The sequence below is a fragment of the Bacillus cereus group sp. BfR-BA-01347 genome, assembly GCF_022663835.1.
GTDB lineage: Bacteria > Bacillota > Bacilli > Bacillales > Bacillaceae_G > Bacillus_A > Bacillus_A thuringiensis_K.
The window spans coordinates 1-18,814 of sequence record NZ_JAKUGG010000033.1 but is presented as its reverse complement, the minus strand read 5'-3'; the positions used below and the strand labels follow the sequence as shown (position 1 = coordinate 18,814).

The following is an 18,814-nucleotide window of genomic DNA, read 5'->3' as shown; positions in this document are numbered from 1 at the left end:
CTCATCTTGAAGGCTGTTCAAAACAGAAATGGACTGTGAATGCTTAGTCATTCAAGAATCCCATCCGTTACACCGTAAGGTATAGGACTTGCGGCTTTAGCCGTGGGAGTGTCAAAAGACAATTAGAGGACTATATGAAGGGAATTCGATGAAAATTAAATGTTAAATATGAAGATAATTATATTTGGATTAAGGTTAATTAGATGGAATTCCAGATGTAATGAATTTTGTTTTAAAGAGATAATAAGTAATTGAGAGGAGATTAATAGTGATGGAAGATTTGCAAAAGGCAGTAATAAAATTTCGAGATGAGAGAAATTGGGGGCAATTTCATAATGCGAAGGATCTAGCAATTTCCTTAAATTTAGAAGCATCAGAGTTGCTTGAGACTTTTCAATGGAAGTCTAGTGAAGAAGCAACAGAGACGAAAATGCAGGAAATAAAAGAAGAAATGGCCGATGTAATGATCTATTTACTTATGCTAAGTGATAAATTAGATATCGATCTAGAAGAAGTAGTACATGCTAAGTTGGAAAAGAATGCAGAGAAATATCCTGTAGAAAAAGCATTTGGGAGTAATAAAAAATATAACGAACTGTAAAGCGAAAATCGTTTTACAGTTTTTTAAAATGGTTATGAGAAAGCAGATGGTTGAGATCATGATTTGGATGTACGGATTGTATTTCAAAAGTATGAAATCCACACATCCTTAAGTATTCTTAAAATTAAAAAGTAGGGAGTTATTCAAATGCTATCATTTGCAGCAAAATTATCTTCATTTTACATAATTAAAAAGAAGCGAAAAGAGTTTGAGCAAGGTTGTATTAGAGACCCTAAAATAGATGGAATACCAGTAGTTTATATTCAACGAGATAAAAAGAATATATATGTAGGTAAGTCCACAGATATTTATGGCCGTTTCATTGCACATTTAAATGATGAAGATAAAACATTCAAGGAAGTTATTGTGATAAAGAGTGATTTATTTAATGAAAGCTCAATTAAACATATTGAAACATTATTAATTGAATATTTATTAGCGGATGAAAAATTTAACTTACTGAATAAAGTCAGAGGACAAAAAATTCATTCCTATAATGGAATTGAAAATGTTGAAAATATGTTTGGAGAAATTTGGGCTCAGTTAATGAAAGAAGGTATAGCTAGTGAGAATTTAGGTGAGATACATAATAAATTTATTTATAAATATTCACCATTTAAAGAGTTATCGGCAAATCAAATTGAGGTTTGCAAAGACATTTTTAATACAATGCTTACTACATCAAATAGTCGACATTTGATTACAGGGGACCCGGGTACCGGTAAAACAATTGTATTAACAAATATCTTATATGCGCTTGCTTATGATGATAAAACTGGTAAAGCACGTGAGGGACTGTCTCATGAAGACATTGCACTTATTGTCCCACAAAATCATTCTTTAAATTTATATAAGAGCTTAATGAACAAACTAGGTCTACAAAGTATTACAGTACTGTCACCTTCACAATTTATAAAGCAGGCAAAAAGTAGGGGCACAAAATATAAATATGTTTTTGTGGACGAAGCCCATCGTCTGAAACAATATTTTGGTAAACAAGCACGTGATTTAAAACATTTAGTCACCGATAATGGTTATACAACTGAGTTGGAGTTAATAGAAAAACTTGCGTATCACTTAACTGTGGTTTATGATCCATACCAAACAATTCGACCTGCAGATATAGATACAGATGTATTCCAACGGTTGACAGCGAATTATAAGAGGCATCCCTTACATAAACAATTCCGTTTAAAATCTGGAGATCAATATCTAGCATGGCTGCGTAAATATCTACAAATAGCAAATAATGTTGGAGTGTATGAAGAAGGGTTATTACAGGGCTATGACTTTAAGGTAATGGATTCTATTACAGAATTGAATGAATCTATGAAAATATTAAATAAAAAACATGAATTATGTCGCGTAGTCGCAGGATATTCTTGGAAATGGATTACACAAAAGGATAAAAATCACTATGATATAAAAGATCCCGTTACAGGTGAGACATTCAAATGGAACTCAAAGGTAAAAGGTTGGATTAACTTTGAGAATAGTATAGAGGAAATAGGATGTATACATACTACACAAGGTGCGGATTTAAATTATGTTGGAGTGATTTTAGGAGCTGAAATTGATTGTGATTACGCAGGTGAAGAAAATGGAGACTATGATTTAAATAAGGCTAAGATTGTAGTGAATCCAAAAGAATATAAAGATCGAAACGGACTTCCAATTAAGGGAACAGATATAAATAATGAGGAGTTAACATCCTATATTAAACGTATTTATTATGTATTATTATCTCGCGGAATAAATGGATGTTATGTCTATGCAGTAAATCAAAATATGCAAAGATATTTAAAGGAGATAGCAAAAGTAAGTCAATAATTATGAAAAGGGGTTACCTTTAATGTGGTAGTCCCTGCCAATTAGATAGCATTTAATAAGTATTTAAAGAGCCTTACTACACATAAATTGTAGTAAGGCTCTTATTATCTCTATAGAAATAAGGATTAGAAAATAACTTATCCCCTCGGAAGAAAAAAGACTTTATTTTAACTTCCCTATTGATAGGTTAACACGATAATTCCCATATTTTAATAGTCGACCTAGAAAGTTATCCAATTCTTCATTAGAAGAAAAATGTGTTTTTAATAAATAACATCCTTCACCACTTACACGATGTACTTCAGATATTTCTTCTTCTTTTTGAAAGAAATCCATAAATTCTTGATGATTAGCTGATGTGACAAACAAAGTAACAAATGCAGTCACGGTTTGTCCTAGTTTGATTCGGTTTATAGCGATTGTATATTGTTCAATAATCCCTAAATCCTCTAATCTCCTAATTCGATTTCCTACAGCCTGCCCAGTCATATGTATTTTTTGACCTAGTTCTTTCCATTGTATTCTTGAGTTTTCTCCTAATAATTTCAGTATCTCAAAATCTGTTTGATCAATAATATAAACCAATCCTTTCATCGTGAAAGTAGAAAAGCAGAAAGTGTTTCGCCAACTTATTCAGCTTATCGATACAATTCACTATACTAAGTTTATCCTCTTACATCGCATTGTTTATTAGTTATATGTACTTATAACACAGAGGACGCAACAAAAAAATACATCTAGATTTAAAGGAGGTTACAAATATGTTATTACAAGATATTTTATCGTTCAATGAAAAATTTGTAGAAAATAAGAAATACGCCCCCCGTGAAGCAACAAAAATGCCTAAGAAACGTATGGTTGTTGTTTCTTGCATGGATGCTCGTTTAATTGAGCTACTTCCAAAAGCTTTAGATATACACGATGGAGATGCAAAAGTTATCAGAAATGCAGGTGGTAAGATTGCTGCTCCTTTCGATAGTGTTATGCAAAGTATTGTAGCATCAGTATATGATCTAAATGCAGATGAAATCTTTCTTATCGGACACCATAGATGTGGTGCAAGCCAAACTAATCCCAAAGGAACACTTCAAAAAATATTAGATCGTGGAGTAGCTTCACCAGAAATTTTAGCAGCAATTGAATATGCTGGTGTTGACCTTGAAAAATGGCTATTTGGATTCGATGATATCTGTGATTCGACTCAAGCTAATGTTGATTTAGTAAGAAATCATCCACTTATTCCAAAAGATGTTCCTGTACATGGTTTAGTTATTGATCCTCACACAGGTAAATTAGATGTAGTAGTTGATGGATATAAAACATTAAATGGTATGAAACATTAATCATTACTTAAATGAAGGGAAGTTATTAAATATGAATAGACAAGAAGCTACGCAAAAAATTATGGAAGCAAAAATCGCAAAAGGTTTAACATGGGAAGAAATTTCAAAAGTAAGTGAAAACTCTGAGACTTGGGTTGTAACAGCATTATTAGGGCAGGCTACAATGACACGTCCGGAGGCAGAAAAAATCGGTAAACTATTAGAATTAGATGAAGAAGTAGTTCAGGCATTAACAGTAGTTCCACTTAGAGGCCAAGTAATGCAAATGCCTCCTACTGACCCAATCTTATATCGATTATATGAAATGATGTTACAATACGCACCAACTCTTAGAGAATTAATCTTAGAAAAAGCTGGTGAAGGTGTAATGAGTGCAATTAACTTCAATTTAGGTGTGGATACACAAGAAGATCCAAAAGGTGGCGATCCTCGTATCGTTATTACACTTAATGGGAAATTCTTACCATTTCGTACATGGTAATCAATTGAAAATTCATCTATATAATTAAAGTGATTTTATAGATTTACAAAATCCATCCTTTTTAATCTAACTGTATAGAAAGGATGGATTTTTACTATGAGATTCTTTTTCAGTAAAGGAGAATAATATGAATAAAAAATACTTTAATACAAGCTTTAGTATTCTACAGTGGTTTGTGTTTCTATTAGCAAATGCAATTGCATTGCCTATCATTATTGGTGGCATATTCCATTTATCAGTAGAAGATATTTCAACATTAATGCAGCGAACTTTTTTAGTCGTGGGAATAAGTTCATTTATACAAGCATGGTTTGGGCATCGCTATCCCATAGCGGATGGTCCAGCCGGTTTATGGGTAAGTATATTTGTCATACTGGGACAAGTTGCTATGCATCAGGGACAAAGTGCAAAAGACGTGTTGCAACTTTTAGAAGGTGGGTTAATTATTGCAGGTATATTACTCTTCGTTCTTGGTATAACAGGGCTTGTTCATCGAATCTTACGTTTATTTACTCCTTTAGTTACAGGGACATTTCTTTTAATTTTAGCACTTCAACTTAGTGGTGTGTTACTAAAAGGAATGATGGGATTACAAGGATCTGCAACTCATCCTGATTATCCAACAGCTATTATTGCGCTCTTTGTTTTTGCCCTTATTACTTTCTTATCAATTAAAGGGACAGGATGGATGAAAAGGTACGCTGTGTTACTTGGAATTTCATGTGGTTGGCTTTTGTATACTCTTTTAGGAGAATCATCTTATATGCCTACACATACAACGCTAGTTAAGTTACCAGAGATATTTGCTTGGGGCACACCTAGATTGGATATTGGAATGACCCTAACTGCAACTTTATTTACATTTCTTTTAGTTGCAAATACAATTGCTGCTATTTCAGCTGTAAAACAAGTAGCTCCCTTATCTAAAGAAAATGAAAAGCAAACATTGAACCGTGGTGTATGGGTCGGAGGTATATCACATATTATCTCGTCGTTGTTTTCTACAATTGGTATTGTACCATTACCTGCATCAGCAGGATTTATTCAATTAACAGGACAAAGAAAGTTGAAGTCGTTCCTTATAGCAAGTCTTATATTAGCAGGAATTTCTTTTGTTCCCTCAATCGTAAGCTTTATATCCTTGCTTCCAGGCCCTATTGCCAATGCTGCACTTTTAGCAACATTTGTCCAAGTAATAGGCATTTCATTTCAATCGATTTTAAGCGAAGAATTAAATCAACGCCGATTAACTATATTAGGAATTACATTATTAATCAGTTTAGGAATAATGTTTCTTCCAGAAAGCGCATTTAGTGGCATTCCTTCTTCCTTACAATATGTTTTAAGGAATGGATTGCTCGTGGGTACCGTGATTGTCATTCTATTGGAACAGTTTTGGAAAGAATAAAGTATTTATATGCTTTTTTATTTGGAAGAAAATAAAGAATGAAAATCAGCATTTGGAAATATTTTAAAATATCTTGATATAAACCTATGTATTTTGTAATATATAGGTATATTGTTAGTTTATTTGATTCCGTTCATTCCCACACCTTATGTGTTGTGGTTGAGTTGTAGAAGTAAGTTTTTTCTTACTTTAATTTTGAAAGGGCTTCTTTGAGCCGATTAGTGTAATTAGCTTATTTTGCTATGCACAATTAATCGACTTGAGGAGGCCTTTTTTGTTTGGGTTTAAACAGGTATAAATATACATTTCTGTATAAAACAACAGATTAAGATAGGAAATTTATATAGGGGGAGAAAACATATGAGTAATTGATTTGTTTATCAGGGAAATTGGAGGGATATGTAGTTTTTTTACGTTAAATGTATACACGGATATATGAAACTGTGGTTGTAAAATAGATACATAATAGATTTACGAATCGCAGCAAAAATAATTATATAGAAGTTTTGTAGACGACATAAATGTACTCATTATAAGAAGGATGAATAGAATTTTACTGTGAATTTTTTAAAAAAACGTATCAATTGATATGTTTTTTATTGTAATTCTAGTAAATATGAGGTACGATTTGAAAGGGGAAAGAATTTTAATGCATATTAGCTTTCAAAATAGGGAGACAAAAAAGCACACTAATTTTACAATCGGGGAGATTGAGCAGTACATATTAGAGTTTAAAAAATTAATTAAAAATAATCGATTTACGGTTTCTCGAAATGAAAAAAGGAAAGAGAATAGTGAATTTTTAGAGGCTAATAATATTAACGCTAGTAAAGTGAAAGAGATTCTTCTTAATATAGGAGTACGTGATTTTTGTTATGCAGTTGATAATAAAAATCCAAATTTTGCTCATGAAAAATTGTATATCTTTTGTCCACAATATGAGTTAGATAATTGGGGACAAAAGAAGTCGGTAGACATATATATTAAGATGAATCTAATTGAAAATAAGGACAGGAACAAATACATGATTGTTGTTTCTTTTCATAAAAGGAATAAACCAGTCACTTATCTTTTTAGGTAAAGATAAGTGACTAATGGTTTTAGAATGAGGGAGGATTTTTATGTTGGTTTTATGTGAGTTTTGTCGAGATATGGTAAGGTATTCTACTAAAGATGTTTCAAAAGTGACAGTCATTAGAGGGAAGCAATATCATTACGTAGGTAAAGAAGCAAATTGCGAGGAGTGTAAATCTGAAATATTTGTTCCTAACATTCATGATTATAATTTAGAACAATTAGATCATGCCTATAGACAACAGGAACAGTTAGTCACTATTTCTGAAATAAGAGAGGTTTTAGAAAAATATAAGATTGGAAAACGTCCATTGTCTTTACTTTTAGGTTGGGGAGAGGTTACCCTAACAAGGTATGTAAATGGAGATATTCCGACAAAGCAGTACTCGGATATATTGAAAAGATTAGGTAGAGATCAATCTTTTATGCTAGATATTTTGGAAAGAAATAAAGATTTAATTACTCAAAAAGCATATAGAGTTTCTAAAGAAGCAATCGCAAAGCTACAGGAAAATAGTGATATCCCTTCTACGCAGACTACGAAAATCGAGGAAGTTGCTAACTATTTGCTATATAAAAATGATGATATTACTCCTTTAGCTCTTCAAAAGCTGTTATACTATGCGCAAGGATTTTGTAAGGTGTTTACTGGAACATATTTATTTGAAGATGATTGTGAAGTAGGAAGTCATGGCCCGGTATATCGAGTTATTTTTAATAAATATAAAGTATATCAGTACGACAATCTTGAAGTTAGTTATGTTAGTACAAATCAATTAACTCAAATAGAAAAGGAAATATTAGACTGTGTAATGAATACTTTAGGTTGTTATAGTGGGAAGAGTTTAGAAAAAATGATTCTATTTGACTTACCATGGGAAGTTGCTCATCTAGAATTAGAAGATAATGGTCCCGGTAAACCTATTATGGAAAAAGAAGAGATAGATAATTGCTTTAATACAATGAAACAGGCATATAATTTAGTTACAATTTCTGATATAAAGAAATATGGCATAAAAGCATTTGATAATATAAACAATTCAATGTTGTAACTATATCATTTTTAATATGATTGATATATGAATTTTTTTACTGTTAATTAGGCCTCTATAAAGGTATTAAAAGATAGTACTAATTACAAAGGATTAGGATTGCAGAATATAAACACTTTTAACACGATGTAAATGTGCATATTAAATAAAAAGTAAAGTGAATTGATACATTATATGGTAAAATGATATATGTGAATACGCCTTATGAAGTAAATTTTATGCTTTGGACCTTTAGCTCAGCTGGTTAGAGCAAACGGCTCATAACCGTTCGGTCGTAGGTTCGAGTCCTACAAGGTCCACTTATAAACAAGGAGAAAGCACTCGAATGAGTGCTTTCTCCTTGTTTATAATAAATAAAGGGGATTGTGATATGAAAATAATTGATTTAGAGACAGAAAGAAAAAAAAAGGAAAAATTAATGGTAACTATTCCAATTATAGAACTAATATATGGAGAAAAAGGGGAAATTGAATTTAAAGTAGTGGGAAAGAAAGTTGTTCCACAATCCATGTTAGAGAATTAAACTACTTTCAATTCTTATAGGCCGTAAGGTCGTTAAGTGGGAGATTTCTAAGTACGGAAACTTCGTGGATTCTAATTGATTATGCTATCCCTGTAGTTCCTAAGGTTAAAAAATTTACATATTTCTATCTCAAAATATTTGATTTATTTACCTTAGGAAAATATAAAACGAAAATTAGGATAGAACTAAAAGAAAACATATTAAAGGAATATGAAAACATCTTCTCATTTTTCATTATAACTGTGAATGAAAAATGAGAAGATGTTTTTTAGAATTCATTGCTTTGAAAAATAGACATTTATGGTAAAGGGAATTTACTTTAATTCCATAGTTGTGGAAACGTTAAAGTAGAAATTTAATGTTTTTTGTAAAAAAATAATTGACTTTCAATTTAGTTGTAACTAATATCATTACATAATATGTAACTTATCTGGTTACAACAAATTTCTATTTTAAGAAAAATATTTATATATTTAATTAAGGGTAGCAGTCTATACGTTATCGTCTAATGCAGAAAATTACTATTATATTAAAAACTATGCATATTCTGAACGGTAGTATTTTCTGCTTTAGAGCAATAATGTGCGTGTTATCTTTTATGAATAATTTTAGTTGATATTTTTTTGGAAGGATTAGTTTTTTGGGAAAATAATAAGGTTGCTAAAAAAATACAATTTTACAAACCCAAAAGCTAGCTAAGAATTTTTAAGTGATAGCTGGACTAGCTAATAAAAATAAAGGTAGGAGATTTAAATGGAGAAAAAACAAGATAACCTTATATACGTATGGGACGCATATTGTGGATGGTGCTATGGTTTTTCAGAAAGTATTAAAGGATTTTACAAAGAACACACTGAAATGCCTTTAACAGTTTTATGTGGTGGATTATTTTTAGATGATCTACCAATAAAAAATTTCTCATATATAGAAGAGGGAAATAAAAGAATTAATCAACTTACAGGTGCAGAATTTGGTCCTTCCTATCAAAAATTGGTGGAAGAAGGTACTTTTAAAACGAATTCAAAAGATGCTGCAATTGGATTTTCAGCTTTACGTTCATTAGCGCCAGACCGTTTGTTAGAATTTACGTCGGCTATGCAAAAAGCGTTTTATTATGATGGACAAAGCCTAAGTGATTCTGAGACATATCGTAAGATTGCAATTGAGCATGGTTTGGACCCTGATCAAGTAATAGAGCGTTTAAATGCGCAAGAAACAATTGTAGATGTCCAAAATGATTTCAATAAGGTTTGACAGCTTGGGGTTAATAGCTATCCTTCATTACTTTTACAAAAGGATAATCAAATTATTCCTATTTGTGATGGGGTAATGACGCCAGATAAAATTGAAGCACGTTTTAAAAATTTATACTAATAAAATTTAGACCATAGTAGCAAATATGTTAGCTTACGCCAGCCGACATACATCTCCCATCTATTTGCTGGTGCGATGAACCTTTCAAGAGAATTGAAGAGGGATCTTCTGTCGGAACAAAATAACAATGTGTTATCTATTCAATAACTATAACAAAAGGAGAATAACATCTATGTTTAAAACAATCGATACAAATCAAAAAGATGTGAAATTAACGGTGTTTAGTTCGAATGAAAAAAGTTTTATGGTCACTGCAACCTTAGTTGAGAAAGCAGGACATGCATTTTTAATAAACTCAAAATTTACGCAATCTGATTCGAAAGAAATTGTGGATTATTTGACAAACAATAATTTATCTCTAGATAAAATCTTTATCATCCATGGGGATCCTGATTACTATTTCGGGTTAGAAAGTATGAAAGCTGCATACCCAGAAGCTATAGCATATGCAACAGAGTTTACGGTTGAAAATATTGTTCATTCTGTATTAGGAAAATTAAAAGTTTGGAAAGGTGCACTTGGAGAAAATGCACCAAGCAATATGGTATTACCTCAAGTGTTTAATGAAAAAACGATTGATTTTCAAGGACTAACATTTGAACTAGTAGGCTTAGATCAATACAGAACTAGCTTATTTAATAAAGAGCTGAAAGTATTAATTGGTGGTATTGATGTATTTAACGAAATACATGTATTCTTAGCGGATGCTAGCTCAAAAGTGGCGATGGAGGCGTGGATTGAGAACTTGAAAGTGTTACAGGCATTACATGCTGACATAATTGTACCTAGCCATGGATCAATCGAAAAATCCCTAAATAATCAAGCACTTACTGCGACAATGGATTATCTAGGAACAGCAATTCAAGCTTCTGAGGAAAGTAAAACTTCAAAAGATTTTGTAGCAATACTTGAAGCAGCATATCCAGGCTATGCAAATAAAGGTGTATTAGAATTAAGTGCAAAAGTTGTAACAAAAGAAATGCCTTGGGGTTAATGATATGAATAAATATCAAAAACTATTACATGAAACGTATATGTTAACTGGCGAAGGAAAATTGGATGTTTTCAAAACGTATTTAAGTGAAAAAGTATCTTGGACAGAAGCTGCTGGATTTCCATATGCGGGTACTTATATAGGTCCAGATGAAGTAGTGAAAAACGTACATGAACGTCTTGGAACGGAATGGGATAACTATAGCGCTAAAGATGAAATTTATACTTTTAATAACAATATTGTTATCGTGTATGGAAAATATAGTGGAACACACAAAGTAACGGGGAAATCATTCATAGCAGATTTTTGTCATGTTTACGAGTTTGATGAAAACGATAAGGTTAAGAAGTTTATTCAAATTGTGGACAGTGCAACTGTTAATGAGGTATTAAGTTAGAGCTATTAGTTTCTAATATGTCTCGTATAAGGAGTATTGTTAGGATAGATGGATTTTATTTTCCTAACAATATTTCTTACATCAGATTTTGGGAAAGATTTTCCCTTAATTAAGCGTGTTATCGAAGATGAATTATAAAATTAGAAGAGGTAGGTATATATGAAATTAGAGAAAAATTTAATAATAATAGTTATTTCTATGTTCATTTTAGGAATTGTGTCGACTTTGATATTTCAAGCTTCAACTGGTAATATCAAAGCTCACTCAGTAAAGAGTGAGAATGTAGAACTAGTATCGAATGATAAAGTGACAGAAAAAGAAAAGAATAAAAAGATGGTAGTTGATTTCTATAATGAAGTTTTTAATAAACATAATATCGATATTATCCCTAAATATGTAAGTGAAGATTATAAGCAACATAATCTTTTCGTAGCTGATGGACGAAAAGCTTTCATGGATTTCTTTAAGGAGGATTTTGTTAAGAATCCTAATTCTTCTGCAGAAATTAAACGTGTAGTAGCTGAAGGAGATACAGTTGCGCTTCATGTACATTCTCGTACTAACTCTCAAGATAAGGGAGTTGCTATAGTGGATATTTTCCGTATAAAGGATGGAAAGATTGCCGAACACTGGGATGTAATTCAAGAGATTCCAAATGAAGCAGCAAATGATAATACTATGTTTTAGGTAGAAGATATATTTAATGATTGTTTAATTGCTAGAGCTGTATAGGGTCTAGAGATCTAGATAAGTTATGTATAAATTGAGTAAAATGGAGGGATGACCTAGTAGATATGGTACTAGGTCATCTTTTTTTGCTTGAACGAGAGTTGTTTAAATTAAAGATTTGTTATTAGATTATTAAGATGAAATTGTATGTTTATAAAAGTCTTGCTTCTTTAATTTTTTAAACACACATTGTAATGCCGATGATTTGTCTATTCCTAAAACGTTTTCACTCATCTTTTTATATGATGAAGTAATGAGATCGCACAAGAATCTAACCTAGTCTAAAACCTGGAAGTGGATTTACTAATATAAAAGCTAATTGGATTCATAATATGTGTTTTTCCTGTATTGAGTTTGAAAACGCGTTTTAAATGCTTTTTTTCTTTGACATATAAAAATTTATACGATAAACAAGAGAGATACTAACCGTATAATTAAAAAGATAGGATGTCCAAGTTGTGATGACTATCTTTTGTATTTGGAATAATTAGGTATAGCATACTATGATGATAATATTTGAAAGTGTGTTTATATCATAAATATTTACTCGATTATTCGAACACCAAATAAGTTTAGATTTCTTTAAAATCTTAATTTGTTGGGGAGGGTAATGCTTTAAATATCTAAAACTGAATGGATTTAAATTGATATAGAGTCTATTGAATAGACATTAGGCTATTATATGCGTTAATTTTACCATACCCAAAAAATGAATCCTTTCCATCATTACCTAAGTCAATTGCACCATCCTTTAAATATTGAATGACCTGTTTTGCAGTAGGTTTATGGTGATGTATCTCCTGATATTTAGATATAATTAAAGCGGCTGTAGCACTTACCTGGGGTGAAGCTAAACTAGTTCCTAAAGATAGTGTATACCCCGTTGGTATTCCTAAGTACTGGTCTATTTCGGAACCCTCTATATTAGTAGGGGATGTGGTAATAATCCAGTCCTTAAAATCTATTTGGAAATTTTTTTTGAAATTAGGTCCATAATCTCCAGATGGGGCTGAAAAGTCAATAATATTTCCATAGTTAGAATACGAAGCTAGTGTGTTATCTTTTGCACTACTTGAAACTGTAATAACGTTTTCAAGACTACTAGGTAAATATATTTGAAAATCTTTAGTTCCATCTGAATTGTTTTTTTCAATTGGTTCATCCAGATTTATACTATCGTTTCCCGCTGAAGCTACAATTACACATCCTTTACTTTCAGCATATTCAATTGCTTTTTTATATGCACGTATGGTTGCTTTATCAGAATTTTTTTCTACAGATTTAAATGTACCGAGACTTAGGTTAATGATATCATTTCCATCTCTAGCCGCTTGTACAATTGCTTGAATTACCCATTTGGACTCACCATCTTTTTCTCCTATTACTTTATAAGGAATAATTTGAGTTTTAGGAGATATACCTTTTATATTACCATTTCCTGAAATTATGCCTGCTACTTGGGTACCGTGCCCCATTTTATCTTCTAAACTAGGATCTCCTTCTACAAAAGATTTTGCTTTACTTAAGCTAATACTATGTTTTAAATCAGGATGATTAATATCGATACCACTATCTAACAATGCAATGGAAGTCGTACTATCACCTTTGCTTAATTTATAAGATTGATAGTTATTGGTAACATCTGAGAGATTCCATGTATAGTTAGTATAGATACTATTATCATTAATTGCATCTATACTAGCAAATTTTGTTTGAAACGTATACTTTTTAGATTGATGTTTTTTCTCAATTTTTGGTAAAGATATTTTAGAACTTGCTCCAAAAGAATCAATAAGATTTGGGAACTTATCTTTTAAAGTTTGTGAAATGGATTTTAATTGTTTGGGATTGTCTAATATTAAATTAATTATCCCAATTTCTTCAACAACATCTGTTTGAATAGTAGGAAAATTTTTATTTATAAATTCTTCTACCTTCACTGTTTTACTTGAATCTTTTAATATTAAAAAGAATTTACTATTATTTGTTTCTGCTTTTATTTGATTTGAATTATAATATGAAGGTAAACATATAGTTAATAAAAGTGTTAGAAGTATTATTTTTTTTATAATATTCAATTTAAATCACCCTTTTAATGAAGATATTTTAGTAGACAATAGCTTTATATAAATTTAATTTCTATGGTTAAGAGAATTAATGTATATTAAGATTCTATATATTCATAGTCTAAGAGGGAATAGAGCCTTCAAAATCCCTCTTAAGCTATGACATAATTAATTTGTTAATTTATTTTCTAGACGAAGAATTCCGGGAATGATATCTGGGTTATATTGTTTTAATAATCCAATCCCTAAGCCGGATAAGCCTACCATTAACCCGACTGATTCTGTTCCTCGACATATTCCCTTATTCCAGCCTTTATCTTTTAATGAATTAAGGACTTGCCATGAGACAGATTTAGTTATATCAAGTAATTCATTACGACCAAGCACTTCTGCAGCAAATTGTAAAATTTCAATTTGACCAAAATCTCCATGGCACAGGGAACGAGTATTACCGAAGCCTTGTTTAATGGTTGTCTCTAAAGCTACCTCAATTTCATTATCTAGGAGATCATCATAATAGCCTTCTTCTTTTAATAATAAACGACTAAGTAAAATACCAGGAGCCCCATGACACCAAGCGGTTGAAACGTTTTTTTTCTGAGGACCCCGCCAATTACCAACAGAGGGCACAAAACATTTTCTTTCATACATTAGGCCTTTTCGAATGATTTCAAGTATTTTATCATCTTTGTTAATAGAATATAACTCTGACAGTGAACTGATAATTCCCGCTACTCCATGTGCAAAACCAATAGAAGCTAATGGATCCCAAGGTGTAACCCAAGCAGCTCCATCTTTGTTCAGTTCAACATGTTCCAATAAATGGCTACCACAAGCTATAGCAGCTTTTAAAATTTCATTATCATTTGTTTGTTTATATAATCCAATTAAAACTTTTAAAGTACCTGAGGTACCTGCTACAAAATCAAATACATTGTCATATTTAATTCCCTTAACTATAAATGGTATGGTCGATATAGCATTATTTAATAAGGATTGATCATTCCATAATTTAGATAGGTGATTTAAAGTATAAATGTTTCCACCTAATCCAACAAATGCTCCTATGTTAGTCATCTCACCAGGTATATCTGATAAATCCTTTAACATATTTTTTACTGGAACCAAGCTTTTCTTTGCGGCTTCCTTATATTTATTTTCTCTTGTTAGCTCTGATAGATATGCGAAAAATAGAGCAATACCAGAACTACCATTATACAAATCTGTACCAATAGGTTGTACTTCCCATTTAATTTCATTACCACCTAAAAATACTGTACTAATCCAACTTAGTTCTTCTTCACCATCACGTGTTCCAGAAATCGCTTTTGATAATAGGTAATCTCCAATCTTTTGAGCTTCATTTAAAAAATCTTGTTTATTTATATTCCCTGTTATTTTTTTATAAGGATCAATATCAGTAAGATCTGCATTAGATTTGGCATTACTTGCAAGCATAGACATGTGGATAACTTGCAATTGTTGTTCGCAATCTTTGATGCTTAATTTATCAATTTTCTTTAAAGTTTTATTGAGTGCAGTTTCTTTAAAGAAGTTATTAATAATTTTTCCTGTACTATCATACAGATGACGTTGATTTGTTTTATAGGTAAAGAAAGGAATATCACCGTTAAGAATATCTTTTTTTTCAGATGAAACAATTTGTTTCAAACTAGGACGAACAGTTGTATCTAACCATAATTGGTGAGTTACAAATTCATAATCTAAGCCATCCCGAAGGAAGTCAGGGTGATACATAGTTGTTAGAAGTTCACCATAATGCACAGTTGGTCGTAGAATACAACGTACTTCGGTATCTTCAAATAGACTTAATTTTTTCTTTACAGCTTCTTTATTTTCTAAAAACCAAGAATAAAGTTCTTTAAACCCTAATTTAATTTGTTCCAAGTAATCATTTGCAATAATTTCAACGCCATTTAACTTAGGTTTATTTGCTTCAGCCTTACCTATTGTCGTGTAATCCTTAAGAAGTTGCATTGTATCAGTATGCTCTTGAGAAATATAAGGAATTTTAAATGGATATATTTGTTCTACGGATGCACCTAATCCACTAACATCAATCCCTTTTAAATTTGGATTTTCTCCTTGGTAAAAGGATAAAGATGGTAATAACCCTGTAGATTTAACTGATCTATTAAGTATAGAGTAAGCTTGTTCAACAGCTGTTTCACCATCAGGATTCCCATCATCAGGTACCTGGTGAAAAAGAGATTCTAAATCGATTAATACTGGATGTTCACCAAATGCAATCAAATTTTCATTGTGAAAATCTACCGCATCTAATACATATAAAAGTGCTAAATTATGCCCTATTTTAATATAAAATTGCTCAACTTCTTCTTGATTGAGACATTCCTTGTACTCAATAAATTCAATCCAACCGTAGGTATTTTGATTTAGGACCGTTAAATTATAAAAATTAGTAGATTTTTTATGATTAATCCAATTAAGAAACTCTTGAAATTTAATATCAATCTCTAAAGAACGAGGTTTATATACTATTTTTAAGCCACTATCAAATTCTAGTGAAGCAACTCCCTTTCCTTGTTTATGACTGTCTCCTAAACTTAAATTAATATTTATTAAACTTCCTACAGATTTTCCATGATGAAATTTCTGCGTTATTAAATTTTTATCTTGTTCAAATCTTTCAATAATTTCTTTGATATTTTCAATCCAGTAATGTATTTTAGTTAAGACAATACGTACAAGAACGGAATATTCATTGTAAAAACCATGTAAAAATTTTTGATCGTTCAAAAGAATATCTGAATAATACTCGAATCTATTGGTAGGGGATTCTCCAATTAAATGTCCTGAAAGTCTTGCGACATTTAATTCTAATATTAAAGTTTTAAAACATATTTTTGATAGTTCTTGTTCAAGGTGTGACAACATATTTGAAATTATATTGGATGGGAAGAGAGTATTCAGTCCTTGCTTTAATTTTCCTACCGCTATTTTCATAAAAGGAACATAAAAATTATGGAAAGGGATGTTCGGTACTGTTAATTTTAAAAAAGGATTTAAATCTATATTTTCATACTTAGAAGTAAATAAATCCTCTAAATACTGGATATATTCTTCATTACCATATTTGATTTTCTTGATATCATAAATTTCACTAGATGCTAAGGCTGTTAGTTCATTTTTTGATAAAGAAAGAAGGGTAGCTACAGATTCATGAAATTTATCTTCCTTTTCTTTAAAATAACTCTCCCACAATTTCACACGTTGTTTACCATGTTCATTGAATTCTTCCTTTTTTATCTTTCGTTCAGCTGAAAATGTTGCTAACTTATTTGGATGAGTAATCATTTTATGTAACACCTTTCTATAATAGATGATTTATGGAAAGATAAGTAGGTATCTCTCTACTCTAATATGTATTAATTAAAGAAAAGTAATAAAAATACATAGTAATTAAAACTGCTTTTAATGAAATTAAGAAAACGAATAAATTTAACGTCCAATTTATATATATAAATTGGACGTTAAAACTAAGTTGTCAATAATTTTGAAAATTTAATTGCACATATTTTGACATTCTTTAGTAATGGTACATGCATGGCCTTTATTCCCTAAAGTATTGCTGATATAAGGAGATTTTGCTGTTATTTGAGTAACCACTATTGTGTTGGTATTAACTTGAACGTCTCCAGCTCCAACTGCGTTAAGTAATTCATTTCCTTGGATTTCTTCTAAACTATCTCCAACTGGACTACCTGGCATATTTCCTCTTTCATCAGAAGAAAGGTTCATACGATACAATGGATCTTTCCAAAAACGCATAATAGAATTATTTTTCATTTTAAAACAGCCCCTTTGAATTAATTTAATTTCATATTAAAATTTTTTCGATTAAATAAAATCATAAAAATTAATTGCACATATTTTGACATTCTTTAGTAATGGTACATGCATGGCCTTTATTCCCTAAAGTATTGCTGATAATAGGAGTTTTTGGTGTAAGAATTTGTACCGTGCTAGTATTAGCTTGAACATCTCCAGCTCCAACTGCGTTAAGTAATTCATTTCCTTGGATTTCTTCTAAACTATCTCCAACTGGACTACCTGGCATATTTCCTCTTTCATCAGAAGAAAGATTCATACGATACAATGGATCTTTCCAAAAACGCATAATAGAATTATTTTTCATTTTAAAACAGCTCCTTTAATTTAATAGAAAAATTAGAGAGATAAAAAAATTCATCTCTATCAAAACATAATAGGATAGTGGAAAATATAAAATTAAATTATCCAAAAATTCCAATTACCTCCTAATATTAAACCTATAATTTGGTAAAATCAATAAAAAATTTAAAATTCTTTATATACTATTTTTTTAGAATTTTCCCCTTGATTAATGTAAATATTTCCATTAATATTGAATCGAACAGTAATTAAATGGAAATGAAGGGAGGATTATAGTGAGTAAAAATGAAGTTAAATCTTTAAGAGATCCAAAAATGCGTACAGAAGATTTTAATAATCCAGTAGGAATTGTAAATGAACAAGAGTTAAAACAAATTGTAGGAGCAGGGGATGTAACTCCGCAAACAACAGACGCACTTTCTGCAGTAATTGTTAGTGTATTGCCTACACTAAAATGTTCAAGCCAATGTAGAACTGATCTGTAAGTCTACCCTAATTCACTTATTTTATTAAAGTATTAATAGGGAAGAATAAAAATTAATAGAAAAGGATGAAAAATGATGAGTAAAAACGAAGTCAAAACTTTAAGAAATCCAAAAATGCGCACAGAAGATTTTAATAATCCGGTAGGAATTGTAAATGAACAAGAGTTAAGACAAATTGTTGGAGCAGGAGATGTAACGCCACAAGCAACACCAACAGTAACAATATTAGCAACAGCTGCTGGTGGTGCAGTAATTAGTGCTGTATTACCTACGCTAAAATG

Annotated in this window: 18 protein-coding genes, 1 tRNA gene and 1 pseudogene; 15 read left to right on the top strand and 5 right to left on the bottom strand. The window is 30.9% G+C overall.

The features are described from left to right. Positions 1-271: 271 nt before the first annotated feature. Both MR143_RS29485 and MR143_RS29480 read left to right on the top strand, forming a co-directional pair. On the top strand, positions 272-601 hold the full coding sequence (locus MR143_RS29485) for a nucleotide pyrophosphohydrolase (protein WP_000389841.1): 330 nt from the start codon (positions 272-274) through the stop codon (positions 599-601). Positions 602-748: 147 nt separating this feature from the next. After that, complete coding sequence (locus tag MR143_RS29480) at positions 749-2,431, top strand: DUF2075 domain-containing protein (RefSeq protein ID WP_000947887.1); 1,683 nt, start codon at positions 749-751, stop codon at positions 2,429-2,431. 162 nt (positions 2,432-2,593) lie between these two features. Here the strand turns inward: MR143_RS29480 and MR143_RS29475 are convergent, their stop codons facing one another. Then, entirely contained in the window at positions 2,594-3,025 is a 432-nt protein-coding gene (locus tag MR143_RS29475) for an Lrp/AsnC family transcriptional regulator (protein ID WP_000677474.1), read from the bottom strand. A gap of 167 nt (positions 3,026-3,192) precedes the next feature. On the opposite strand from MR143_RS29475, the gene MR143_RS29470 reads away from it, so the two are divergent. The 11 genes and pseudogenes from MR143_RS29470 (at position 3,193) to MR143_RS29420 (ending at position 11,764) form a co-directional block, all read left to right on the top strand. Beyond that, a complete protein-coding gene (locus tag MR143_RS29470; RefSeq protein ID WP_000926478.1) occupies positions 3,193-3,774 on the top strand; it encodes a beta-class carbonic anhydrase in 582 nt (193 codons plus the stop codon). 31 nt (positions 3,775-3,805) lie between these two features. Then, positions 3,806-4,255: a cyanase gene (cynS, locus tag MR143_RS29465; protein ID WP_001081567.1), complete on the top strand. Its 450-nt coding sequence runs from the start codon at positions 3,806-3,808 to the stop codon at positions 4,253-4,255. A gap of 127 nt (positions 4,256-4,382) precedes the next feature. After that, positions 4,383-5,663, top strand: a complete 1,281-nt coding sequence (locus MR143_RS29460) for a purine/pyrimidine permease (protein ID WP_001037033.1) — start codon at positions 4,383-4,385, stop codon at positions 5,661-5,663. A 649-nt stretch (positions 5,664-6,312) separates the two neighbouring features. Further along, complete coding sequence (locus MR143_RS29455) at positions 6,313-6,744, top strand: hypothetical protein (protein ID WP_000548171.1); 432 nt, start codon at positions 6,313-6,315, stop codon at positions 6,742-6,744. A 40-nt stretch (positions 6,745-6,784) separates the two neighbouring features. Further along, on the top strand, positions 6,785-7,789 hold the full coding sequence (locus MR143_RS29450) for a type II toxin-antitoxin system antitoxin SocA domain-containing protein (protein WP_000960612.1): 1,005 nt from the start codon (positions 6,785-6,787) through the stop codon (positions 7,787-7,789). Positions 7,790-8,014: 225 nt separating this feature from the next. Next, positions 8,015-8,088, top strand: a tRNA-Ile gene (locus tag MR143_RS29445). Positions 8,089-8,159: 71 nt separating this feature from the next. Further along, complete coding sequence (locus MR143_RS29440) at positions 8,160-8,312, top strand: hypothetical protein (protein ID WP_000691088.1); 153 nt, start codon at positions 8,160-8,162, stop codon at positions 8,310-8,312. A 753-nt stretch (positions 8,313-9,065) separates the two neighbouring features. After that, positions 9,066-9,686 (top strand): annotated as a pseudogene (locus MR143_RS29435) (DsbA family protein). A 172-nt stretch (positions 9,687-9,858) separates the two neighbouring features. Then, positions 9,859-10,680: an MBL fold metallo-hydrolase gene (locus tag MR143_RS29430; protein ID WP_242281217.1), complete on the top strand. Its 822-nt coding sequence runs from the start codon at positions 9,859-9,861 to the stop codon at positions 10,678-10,680. A 4-nt stretch (positions 10,681-10,684) separates the two neighbouring features. After that, positions 10,685-11,077, top strand: a complete 393-nt coding sequence (locus MR143_RS29425; protein ID WP_242281216.1) for a nuclear transport factor 2 family protein — start codon at positions 10,685-10,687, stop codon at positions 11,075-11,077. 159 nt (positions 11,078-11,236) lie between these two features. Beyond that, the gene (locus MR143_RS29420; RefSeq protein ID WP_242281215.1) at positions 11,237-11,764 is read left to right on the top strand and encodes a nuclear transport factor 2 family protein; all 528 of its coding nucleotides are present in this window, start codon (positions 11,237-11,239) and stop codon (positions 11,762-11,764) included. A 698-nt stretch (positions 11,765-12,462) separates the two neighbouring features. On the opposite strand, the gene MR143_RS29415 is transcribed toward MR143_RS29420, so the two are convergent. The 4 genes from MR143_RS29415 to MR143_RS29400 all read right to left on the bottom strand — a co-directional run bounded on the left by MR143_RS29415 (position 12,463) and on the right by MR143_RS29400 (position 18,052). Continuing rightward, on the bottom strand, positions 12,463-13,884 hold the full coding sequence (locus MR143_RS29415; RefSeq protein WP_242281214.1) for a S8 family serine peptidase: 1,422 nt from the start codon (positions 13,882-13,884) through the stop codon (positions 12,463-12,465). 156 nt (positions 13,885-14,040) lie between these two features. Further along, the gene (locus MR143_RS29410; protein ID WP_242281213.1) at positions 14,041-17,211 is read right to left on the bottom strand and encodes a type 2 lanthipeptide synthetase LanM family protein; all 3,171 of its coding nucleotides are present in this window, start codon (positions 17,209-17,211) and stop codon (positions 14,041-14,043) included. Between the two features lie 207 nt (positions 17,212-17,418). Next, positions 17,419-17,703 (bottom strand): plantaricin C family lantibiotic, encoded by a 285-nt coding sequence (locus MR143_RS29405; protein WP_153582535.1) that lies wholly within the window; start codon positions 17,701-17,703, stop codon positions 17,419-17,421. Positions 17,704-17,773: 70 nt separating this feature from the next. Then, positions 17,774-18,052 carry a plantaricin C family lantibiotic gene (locus tag MR143_RS29400; protein ID WP_242281212.1) on the bottom strand — a complete coding sequence of 93 codons (279 nt, stop codon included), beginning with the start codon at positions 18,050-18,052 and terminating at the stop codon, positions 17,774-17,776. A gap of 271 nt (positions 18,053-18,323) precedes the next feature. Here MR143_RS29400 and MR143_RS29395 point away from each other — a divergent pair, with 271 nt between their 5' ends. Together MR143_RS29395 and MR143_RS29390 are read left to right on the top strand one after the other, a co-directional pair. After that, on the top strand, positions 18,324-18,533 hold the full coding sequence (locus MR143_RS29395; RefSeq protein ID WP_242281211.1) for a class II lanthipeptide, LchA2/BrtA2 family: 210 nt from the start codon (positions 18,324-18,326) through the stop codon (positions 18,531-18,533). A gap of 75 nt (positions 18,534-18,608) precedes the next feature. After that, the coding region (locus MR143_RS29390; protein ID WP_242281210.1) for a class II lanthipeptide, LchA2/BrtA2 family at positions 18,609-18,814 on the top strand (206 nt) is incomplete at its 3' end.